The organism is Kitasatospora sp. NPDC023385, assembly GCF_055664045.1.
In genome coordinates this window covers 145,556-154,507 of record NZ_JBVOOL010000018.1, presented here as the reverse complement: position 1 = coordinate 154,507, position 8,952 = coordinate 145,556, and the positions used below count along the sequence as shown (strand labels likewise).

9 protein-coding genes are annotated in these 8,952 nt (G+C 65.4%); 7 read left to right on the top strand and 2 right to left on the bottom strand.

Going from position 1 to position 8,952, the window contains the following annotated elements; genetic code table 11:
* The first annotated feature begins 195 nt into the window (after nucleotides 1–195).
* Entirely contained in the window at nucleotides 196–729 is a 534-nt protein-coding gene (locus AC0B61_RS26060) for an NUDIX hydrolase (RefSeq protein ID WP_471743174.1), read from the top strand.
* A gap of 3 nt (nucleotides 730–732) precedes the next feature.
* Here AC0B61_RS26060 and AC0B61_RS26055 read toward each other — a convergent pair whose 3' ends face one another.
* Nucleotides 733–2,043, bottom strand: a complete 1,311-nt coding sequence (locus AC0B61_RS26055; protein ID WP_471743173.1) for a hypothetical protein — start codon at nucleotides 2,041–2,043, stop codon at nucleotides 733–735.
* Between the two features lie 180 nt (nucleotides 2,044–2,223).
* Here AC0B61_RS26055 and AC0B61_RS26050 point away from each other — a divergent pair, with 180 nt between their 5' ends.
* The 5 genes from AC0B61_RS26050 (at nucleotide 2,224) to AC0B61_RS26030 (ending at nucleotide 5,938) form a co-directional block, all read left to right on the top strand.
* Nucleotides 2,224–2,712, top strand: a complete 489-nt coding sequence (locus AC0B61_RS26050; RefSeq protein WP_471743177.1) for an ATP-binding protein — start codon at nucleotides 2,224–2,226, stop codon at nucleotides 2,710–2,712.
* 149 nt (nucleotides 2,713–2,861) lie between these two features.
* Complete coding sequence (locus tag AC0B61_RS26045) at nucleotides 2,862–2,999, top strand: hypothetical protein (RefSeq protein WP_471743172.1); 138 nt, start codon at nucleotides 2,862–2,864, stop codon at nucleotides 2,997–2,999.
* 14 nt (nucleotides 3,000–3,013) lie between these two features.
* Nucleotides 3,014–4,204, top strand: coding sequence for a cupin domain-containing protein (locus AC0B61_RS26040; protein ID WP_471743171.1), 1,191 nt, complete (start codon nucleotides 3,014–3,016; stop codon nucleotides 4,202–4,204).
* Entirely contained in the window at nucleotides 4,201–5,106 is a 906-nt protein-coding gene (locus AC0B61_RS26035; protein ID WP_471743170.1) for an aldo/keto reductase, read from the top strand. Before AC0B61_RS26040 ends, AC0B61_RS26035 begins: the two co-directional genes overlap by 4 nt.
* Complete coding sequence (locus AC0B61_RS26030) at nucleotides 5,087–5,938, top strand: hypothetical protein (protein WP_471743169.1); 852 nt, start codon at nucleotides 5,087–5,089, stop codon at nucleotides 5,936–5,938. The genes AC0B61_RS26035 and AC0B61_RS26030 overlap by 20 nt, the downstream gene beginning before the upstream one ends.
* An 81-nt stretch (nucleotides 5,939–6,019) precedes the next feature.
* Here AC0B61_RS26030 and AC0B61_RS26025 read toward each other — a convergent pair whose 3' ends face one another.
* The gene (locus AC0B61_RS26025) at nucleotides 6,020–7,774 is read right to left on the bottom strand and encodes a replicative DNA helicase (RefSeq protein ID WP_471743168.1); all 1,755 of its coding nucleotides are present in this window, start codon (nucleotides 7,772–7,774) and stop codon (nucleotides 6,020–6,022) included.
* Nucleotides 7,775–8,415: 641 nt separating this feature from the next.
* Between AC0B61_RS26025 and AC0B61_RS26020 the strand changes: the two genes are divergently transcribed.
* Entirely contained in the window at nucleotides 8,416–8,859 is a 444-nt protein-coding gene (locus tag AC0B61_RS26020) for a replication initiator (protein ID WP_471743176.1), read from the top strand.
* Nucleotides 8,860–8,952 lie beyond the last annotated feature (93 nt).

Genomic DNA, 8,952 nt, shown 5'->3' with positions numbered 1-8,952 from the left:
ACCGCCGCGATCTGGCACAACGACCACACTGGCCAGCCCGTCATGCGCTCGCTGACCGCGTACGACCACTGAACCCCTTGGCATCAGTCATCTAGCCGAGCTGATATTCGTCAGGGTGACGCGAATTCGATCGAATCCGTCGGCCCGGCGGCTCGGGTCTGAGATGCTGATGGTCCGTCGAGAGGGGCCGCAGCGATGCAGTGGAAGATCCACGGGGAACGTCCGATCTACGAGAACCCTTGGGTGAACGTGTGGCTGGTCGACGTCGAACAGCCGGATGGGCACCGCTGGGAGCACCACGTGCTCAAGCTGCGGCACTTGGCGGTAGCCGCGGTGGTGAATGACCGGAAGCAGGTGCTGATGATGTGGCGGCACCGGTTCATCACCGACTCGTGGGCCTGGGAACTACCCATGGGGCTGATCGAGGCGAACGAGAGTCCGGAGGAAGCCGCGGAGCGTGAGGTGCTGGAGGAGACCGGCTGGACGGTTGGAGAGGTCAAACCGCTGATCTATGCCCAGCCGGCCAACGGCATCACCGACTCGGAGCACTTCGTCTTCCGGGCCGACGCGATCGAGCACACCGGGCCGCCGAGTGAGCGCAACGAGTCCGACCGGATCGAGTGGATCCCGCTGTCTGAACTGCGCGGCATGATCGACCGCCGGGAGATCGTCAGCAGCGGCTCGCTGGTCGGCGTGCTGTACCTGCTACTTGATGAGGCTGGGCTGTAGTAGTCAGGCAGTCAGCTCCCGAATGCGGGCCGACAGCTCAGCAACTGGCTGCGCGGACCGGTAGGGCGTCAACGACTGGCGGAAGTCCTGGAGGTGGGCGAGCACTCGCGGGGATGCCACCTCGAACGCGAGGACAAGGGCGTTCCCGGCAGTGGTGCACGCTAATTCGACCTGGAGGCGCTGAAGTTGGGTGCGAGCCAGCCAGAACGAGTGGAAGGCCCGACCGCGCTGATTGGCGGGCGACTCGCTGCGTAGAGCTTCCTCGATGAGGGGTTCGGCTGCTGCCGCATCGCCGAGTTGGCCGAGCGCGATACCGGTGTCGACGGTGAGCTTCGTCTGGTCGAAGTACTGGACCCACGTCGGATCGTCGTCGGTCTGGTCAATGCGGTCGAAATGCCAGCGCGCGTCCTCGATGGCCTGGTGAGTGGCCTCCTGGTCGTGAGCGCTGGCGTGGCCGAAGGCTTCCCGCATGGCCAGCATCGCCATCAACCTTGGGGTGCCGCCGTCGAGCCGCGCGCTGTCCTGCGCGGCTCTGGCCAGTGTGATCGCTTCGCTCGCCTTGTCCTCGTAGGTGGCCTGGAGGCTAAGGCAGGAGAGCACATTGGCGATGAACGGGCGGTCTTCGATCGATCGTGCTAGACGGAGGGCCTCGGTGAAGTAGCTCCGAGCGGTGCTGTACTGCCTGGCGTCGAAGTAGGTCCAGCCGGTGAGGCGTGCGAGTTCGGCCGCGATGCCGTGCAGGCTGCGCTGGTAGTTGGGATCGGCTGTGTCGCGCAGGACGCCCAGGACGTAGCGAAGTTGGCCCATGACGGCGGGGCGGAGGGCTTCCCCGCCGTGCTCGTCATCGCGTCGCCAGTAGTCCTCGATGGATGCCTGTAGCGAGCGGAGCACCGTCGGCGTGACCCTGGTACTGGCTGCTATGGCGAGGATGTCGTCCAGTCCGGGGCTCGGAAGCACGCTGCCCGCGAACGGAGTGTCCGGCCGACCGGACAGGGCCGCCATCGGATGCACCTCGGACTTCGGACGCTCCCAGGCCTGCGGGGCAAGGCCGACCATGTGGCCCGGGATGCGGAGCCCCTGCGCGATCCGCTCGATGACGGTCATGTTGGTGATCTCCCTGCGGCCCGTCATGACCTCACCGACACGACTGGGCGTCAACTCGCAGGCTCGCGAGATCCTGGACGCGTGATAGCCGCCTTTGGCCTTGGCCAACCGGAAGATCGTGGTGAAGTCGCGTGCCGCACACGCCGCGACCATTTCGGGATCGGCCAGCAGCCGACTCGGCAGCCCGGATGACAGTCTGGATTCAGTCATGTCCGGTACCCCCAGCACTCGCAGAGATGATCACTCGGTGTCACTTGGCATAACTGACCGCGAGTTTACCCACGATGGGTAATCGCCATGGCCTTATTTCGGAACTGCCCGCCCGGCAATCCTGAGAGTCCTCCGGGGCAAGCCCGGGGAAAAGACCGAAACGGAGGGCGGTCCGTGCTGATGAGCCCGGTCATCACTGCCGCGCTGCCGACGCCGCAGACGTGGGACGTTAAGCCCGAGTTGGCCACTGTCCCGTCAACGCGCCGACTGATCAAGGTGATTGCGCAACAGTGGGGCGTACCGCTGTCTGCTGACGCGCTGCGGGATGTCGAGCTGTGCGCCAGTGAGGTGCTCACCAACGCCGTCGAGCACACCGGCGCCCGCTTCCGCGTCACCGTCCGCTGGACCGGTGAGCGTCTGCGCGTAGAGGTCGCGGACAGCAGCCTCCGCCCACCCGACCCCGCTACCGCCGCTGACAGGACCACGGGTGGCCGGGGTCTGGCCTTGGTCGAAGGCCTCGCGCACTCATGGGGTTGGTACCCCGAAGGTTCCGGCAAGGTCGTGTGGTTCGAGTGCGCGGCTGATCAGTTGGTGACCGGAACCGGGCGGCTCGCCGTGCTCGTCGGCGTCGCGCAGGCCCGGGTGCCCGTCCTGCCGGAATCGGCCTGACCTTCTCCCAGTCTCCACCTGGCCCCTTGGGGAATCGGGCCAGGTGGACCACGGCGCCAGCCGCCACGCGCCCCACGGCCGGCTGGCGCTGCCCAAGTCTTCCCGCCGGATTCCCGGTGGGAGTTCCCCCAGTAGAAGGGAAGAAGCACATGGTGCAGGACCCCCCGGCGGCTCCGGCCGCTGACGGTGGTCTCCTGGTTGCTGCCAGGAAGATCGCCGCCGCTCGGACCCGTGCCGAGCAGCCGTCCGACAACACCGGCGGCCGTTCCGACCAGAACGACACCTGAGTCGGACGCCCACGATGCTTGATGCTGCTTCGTGGGCGGTGCGTCTGGGCGGGGATTCGTTCCTCGCCCAGACGCTCCACCGCTCCTACGCCGTCTTCCCGGGCACGGCCGCCGATGTCGCCGGTCTGCTGTCCTGGGACGACCTGAACACCCTCCTCGCCACGCAGAGGTTGGAGCCCCCGCGGCTTCGTCTCTCGCTGGACGGCGAGGCGGTGCCCCATGCTCGGTACACCGTGCCGATGACAAACCGGCGGGCTGTGACCTGGCACCGGACTCTGCCGGCCGAGTTGCACGCCCAGTTGGCCAAGGGCGCCTCGCTCGTCGTGGACTCCATCGACACGATGCACCCGCCGATCGGCTCCGCAGCTGAGGGCCTGGAACGCTTCCTCGGCACGCTCGTGCAGGTCAACGCCTACGCCTCGTGGACCGAGCGGGAGGGCTTCGGAACGCACTGGGACGACCACGACGTGGTGGTGGTCCAGATGTACGGGTCGAAACGCTGGAAGCTCTACGGGACCACCCGGACCGCGCCGACCTTCCGGGATGTGGAAGCCCCGGAGGAACCGCAGGGTGAGCCGGTCGCGGACCTGGTGCTGACCGCCGGAGACGTGCTGTACCTGCCGCGCGGCTGGTGGCACGCGGTCAGCGCGGACCAGGGAACCGAGTCGCTTCACCTGACCTTCGGTCTGGTCACACACACGGGAGCCGAGTTGCTGAACTGGGTCGTGGATGAGCTGCGTTCCCGCCTCGCGCTGCGCCTGGACGTGCCGCGTTTCGGTTCGCCGCGTGAGCAGGCGGCGTTCATCCGGGAACTGCGTGAGGTGATGGCGCTCGAACTGGCGGATCCGGACTTGGTCAGCCGGTGGGCGGAGTCGGTGGACACCACCCACTTCGGCCGCGCGGTGCCCTCGCTGCCCTATGTCAACGGCCTGCCCGACCGCCCGGAGGTGTCGGTGCGCCTGACCGCTCCTCGAGCACGGCTGACTGAGAACGGTGCTGAGGGCACGGTGACGCTCTCGGCGGCGGGGACCGAGTGGGACTTCGCCGGTCAGGCCGGCCCACTGCTACGGGTCCTCCTGACCGGGCAGCCAGTCACGCTCGGCTCGCTGGCCGCAACAGCCGACCTGGAAGTCAAGGATGTGGCATCGCTACTGTCTGTCCTGATCGAGGGCCAGGCAGCCGCTGTGGTGGGAGTGACGCTGTGACCGCCGTCCTGGCGTTGGGAACGTACCGGGTGCGCGCCGTCGAACAGGCGGCGCGCACCGCCCTCGCCTCCGTGGCAGCGTGGGTGGACACCGCCCCCAACTACGCCCACGGCCAAGCGCATCGGGAGTTGGCGCCCGTTCTGGCAGCGCATCCACAGGCCGGAGTCAGTACCAAGACCGGGTTCCACACAGCCGAACAGGGCCGCGCCGCCGTCGCCGCCGGGGTCCTCAACCGCGAACAGGCGGCCATCGGGCACTGCCTCGCCCCCACGTTCGTCCGCTGGCAGACCGAACAGTCGTTGAGCGTGCTGGGCCGTGCCAGCCTGGTCTTCGTGCACAACCCCGAGCATGCCGTCCGGGGACGCGATCGTTCCCAGCTCCATGGTGAGCTGCGGGAAGCGTTCGCTGTCCTGGAGGACTTCGCCCAGGCCGGCCAGATCGGCGGATACGGAGTCGCCACCTGGTCGGGCCTGGAGTCGGGTGCGTTCACGGTGCCGGAGCTCGAACGCCTCGCGGGACAGGCGGCCGGCTCGGAGTCGCACCACTTCACCGCGCTGCAACTGCCGGTGAGCCTGGTGATGGCCGACCCGATCGTCCAGGGGCTCAAGGGCGATGGGCCGCTCGTGGAAACCCGGCACCTTGGGGTAACCACCTTCGGCTCGGCGCCGCTGCACGGCGGTGAGCTCCCTGAGCTGATGACACCCGAACTGGTGGAGTTGATCCGCCCCGGCCTGTCGGCCCCGGCCGCCGCGCTGCTGGTAGCGGCCTCGTGCCCCGGCCTGGACGTGGTCCTGCTCTCTGCCAGCAGCGCGCAGCACTGGGACGATGCTGCCCAGGCGCTGGCCGAACCAGTGGACTTGGACCGACTCGGAAAGGTGATGGATGTACTCGCCACCGGATGAAGCGATCAAACTGCGGATGGAGGCCGCGCTCCGGGAAGCGGCCTATCGGTTGCGGGTGCAATGCGAGGGCGCCCCGGTCTGGGGAGTCCAGGGCCTCACCCTGAGCCGTCAGGCGGGAGACCGGTGGTTGCGCGTGTTCTCGACCAAGAGGACAGAAGGGGCCCGGCCCGCTGGTGAGGGCATCATCGGCGCCGAAGCGCTGGTGTCCGACGACGTGCCCCGCCCCAGGCTGCACGACTCCCTTGACTGGGTCACCGACGGGTTCGGCTACGGGGCCGACCTCCTCGACTTTGTGACCCATCCGGTCATCTCGCCCCACCGCCCCGACCTGGACCACAACCCTGACTTGCCCGACGAATGGTGGAGCACCCTGCGCCGCGCCATCAGCAGCCTCGGGCAGGCCCAGGGCGAGCGCACCACCGTGCGGGACAGCTGGATCGAGAAGGCAATCCCTCAGTTCCTCGGCATCCCCGCGCCCGAGAAGATCGAGCGCGTCACCGGTCACGGTGACCTGCACTGGGGCAACCTGACCGCGCCGCTGAACATCCTCGACTGGGAGCGCTGGGGTCTGCTGCCTGTCGGCTACGACCCGGGCATCCTGCACGTGAACAGCCTCCTCGTCCCCATGGTTGCCACGCGCGTCCGGTCCGATTTCGCCGAGGTGCTCGACACCCCCGCCGGCCGAATTGGTGAACTCGTCGCCCTGGCCGAGATGCTGCAAGCCGTCGCACGCGGCTACTACCCCGAGTTGGCGCCATTGCTCGCAGCACGTGCGAGGGAGCTGACCGGTGTGGCACCTCCCAAGCCCACTTGTGCCGAGGTAATAACTTGAGTACTTATTAGGGGCGCCGAGGAATAGTTTAGCGGCGAGATGGATGTTCGGGCCGGCAGCTGATCGCTGTCGGCCGGCACATTATGAGGGGGGCATCATCTCGACGAACCGTGAGTAGTGGGCCTGGAAAGCAACAGTTGCCGTTCCCTTGTGGCCAATTCGATTTTTCGCCACGATCAGGTCGGCTTCTCCCGCCCGGGGTGAAAGTATCTCATAGGCATCTTCGCGATGCAGTAGGATAACTGCGCCAGAGTTTCTCTCGATCGCCTGATCGAGATCGAAGATATCCGGCCGGAGGGCTGTGCGATGCTCGGCGAAGCGTCCCATGTCGGCTGTGGCAACGACTGCGGCCTGCAGCTCCTTCGCAAGGACCGAGAGCTGACGCGCAACTTCCTGAAGATCGGCATCTCGGTCCCGCCGCCCCCCGGGCCCTTCCGTCGCAATCCGCTGAATGTCGTCGATGACAATTAGACGAATCCCGTGCATGCGATGAAGCCTTCGGCACTTCCGGATAATTTCTGAGACCGTGAAGGTTGGAGCGTCCCTTATGTAGAGCGGAGCTTCAGCCAGATCGGGCATACGCTGCGCGATTCTGGTCCAGAAATCATTTGTCATCTCACCCGAGAGGATCTGCGTCGCGGGCACCCGACCTTCAGCTGAGAAAATCCTAGACATTATTTCAGTGCTGTCGGCCTCGGTGGTGAACAGGGCACTCGGCACCCCATGATGGATCGCCGCAGTACGGATGAAGTTCAGAGCCAGGGTCGTTTTTCCCATCTCTGCCGCGGCTGCTATGACCGTCAGGGAGTCAGTCCTAAATCCGCCGCTCAGGATTTGGTCAAGCTGGGAAAAGCCTGTCGTAACGCTTGAAGAACGCGATTGAGCCCCAGCGTACTCGATCATATTGAGAGTGTCTTCGATGATCGTTTTGGAGTCCAGATCGAACTCGGATGAGTCATGGCTGACGGCCGAAACGAGTTCGGCCTCGACTGCTCCCGTAAGGGCCGCAGCATCAACATGCCCCGAGGCAACCGCTGCTCGGACTAGTTCATTAATCCGATTTCCTACATCGGTTATCCGCCTTGCGACTGCCAGGCCGTGAACAAGTTCCGCATAGTGTTCGCCGCTTCCATGGCCTTGAGCCAGCGAAGCCAGCTCTTGAAGGTAGCCACGCCCGCCAAGGGAATCCAGCCACTCCCCAGGCTCCATGAGATGATCCGTCAGATCATCCAGCGAGAATGGGCCCTGCCGGCTAAGCGTGGCAACGGCCTCAAAGATTGCTGCGTGCTCCGGGAAGTAGAAATCCTTCGAATTGGTAACCTCGACCATGTCCGCCGCTTCATCCCTGGAGTTGATCATCTCTGCTAGAGCTCTGCGCTCGGCAGATCGATCAAAGTACTCAAGGCTGGCCGTATTTAGATCTCGCTCTTGGTCCTTGATGTTGTCCCTGTGGTTCGATGCGGCAGGCGAGACGTCAGCAGGAATAGAATCGATCACAGTGTCGGGTGTCGATACTCCCCGGTCGTCGGAAAGTTTCCATAGCTGAATGATTCTTGATGTGGATGCCTCCTTGCCTGCGGCTCCCTTGTTGTCATGTGCAAATCGGCCAGCCAGCCAGAGGCTAAGGGATCTTGCTTGATGCAGGGAAGGAAATGACTTCCCATTGAGAATCTTTGCTACTGCCTGATGGTGAATGGCCGTGGGGAGGTCGTCACTTCGATTAATTCCATCGGCAATGGTGCGAATGCCAGGGCGTCCGGCGGCCTCGTAGAGCTGATGCAGCGCGATGAGGAGGTTCCGGTGCCCGCTCGGCGGGACCTCGTAGATGGTGGGCATGTTGATCCCACGATGCCCACGGCGCTCCGACATGCAGCCATCCAAGTGTCTCTAGGTGTCTCCTGATCGAGTCTGTCATCTGACTGCGCGCCAGGTCAGGCCCTTGGCCGGATTCTTATCTGTCTCGTTCCGTCTCGATGTGGTCGCTGCCCCTCAGGGCGTCAGACGCTTCTTGTAGCTGAGTGGGGCCTCGTCACCCCGCACTTGCCTGTGGCAGTCACCCCGTGCTGAGGCGCGCCACCCAGAAGTAGCCCGGTCATATCTACAGGAGTACAACGTGTCTGACTCTGAGCAGAAGCAGGTCGTGCTGGCAATCATGTACGGCACGGCGTTGGCGGCCAGTGTTGTTCTGATCTTGGTTGGGCACCTCTCAGTACTGGAGGTGTCCGGAGTCGTGTCGCCGTCCCTTGCAATGCTGGATAGGTGGCAACGGCGAGACCGAGCTATCTCTCAGGACGACGCGGCAGCAACCACTTCGGCTGGGCGCCCCGATAGCTGCCGAGATTAGGGGCGGGCGGGTTCGGTCAAGGCCGTGCGTACGGGCCTGCACCTGGTGACGGTGGTGAGCGGCGCGGGCTTGACGGGTTCCGTTCGCCCCGGATCATCGAGCGGCGGGGAGCCCGGACGAACGGCGATCAGCCATCGGCCGTGACCTGTACGGTCTACGCCTCGGTGTCTGCGAGGGAACCGGGCTCGCCGAACCGATCGCCGATCTCCGGGTCGCCGGCCACATCCGCCAGATGATTCGCACCTGCTGGGACCTCGGCACCCGATCACCCGACTTCGCCGACCTCAAGATGCCCAAGTGGGCACACATGCTCGGCTTCCGGGGCCACTTCTCCACCAAGTCCCGCCGCTACTCCACCACCCTGGGCCACCTGCGCGGCACCCGCCGCACCTGGCAAGCCGAACAAGCACGAATCCGTGAGGGTCGCCCGCCTCTCGACCCGGCCACCACCCTCGTCCTATCCGACTGGCGATTCCTCGCCACCGGCTACAGCCCCGGCGAAGAACTCCTCGCCCAAACCGTCCGCGACAACCGTGCCGCGGCCCTCCGCCTCAAGCGAGAGGGGGACATGCGGTGACACCCACGGCAGACTGCTCGCTCCCGTCCTCCCGGCTTTGCCCCGATGAGGCTGTTGACCGCTGGATCGAGAAGCACTTGGCGACTGCCCCGC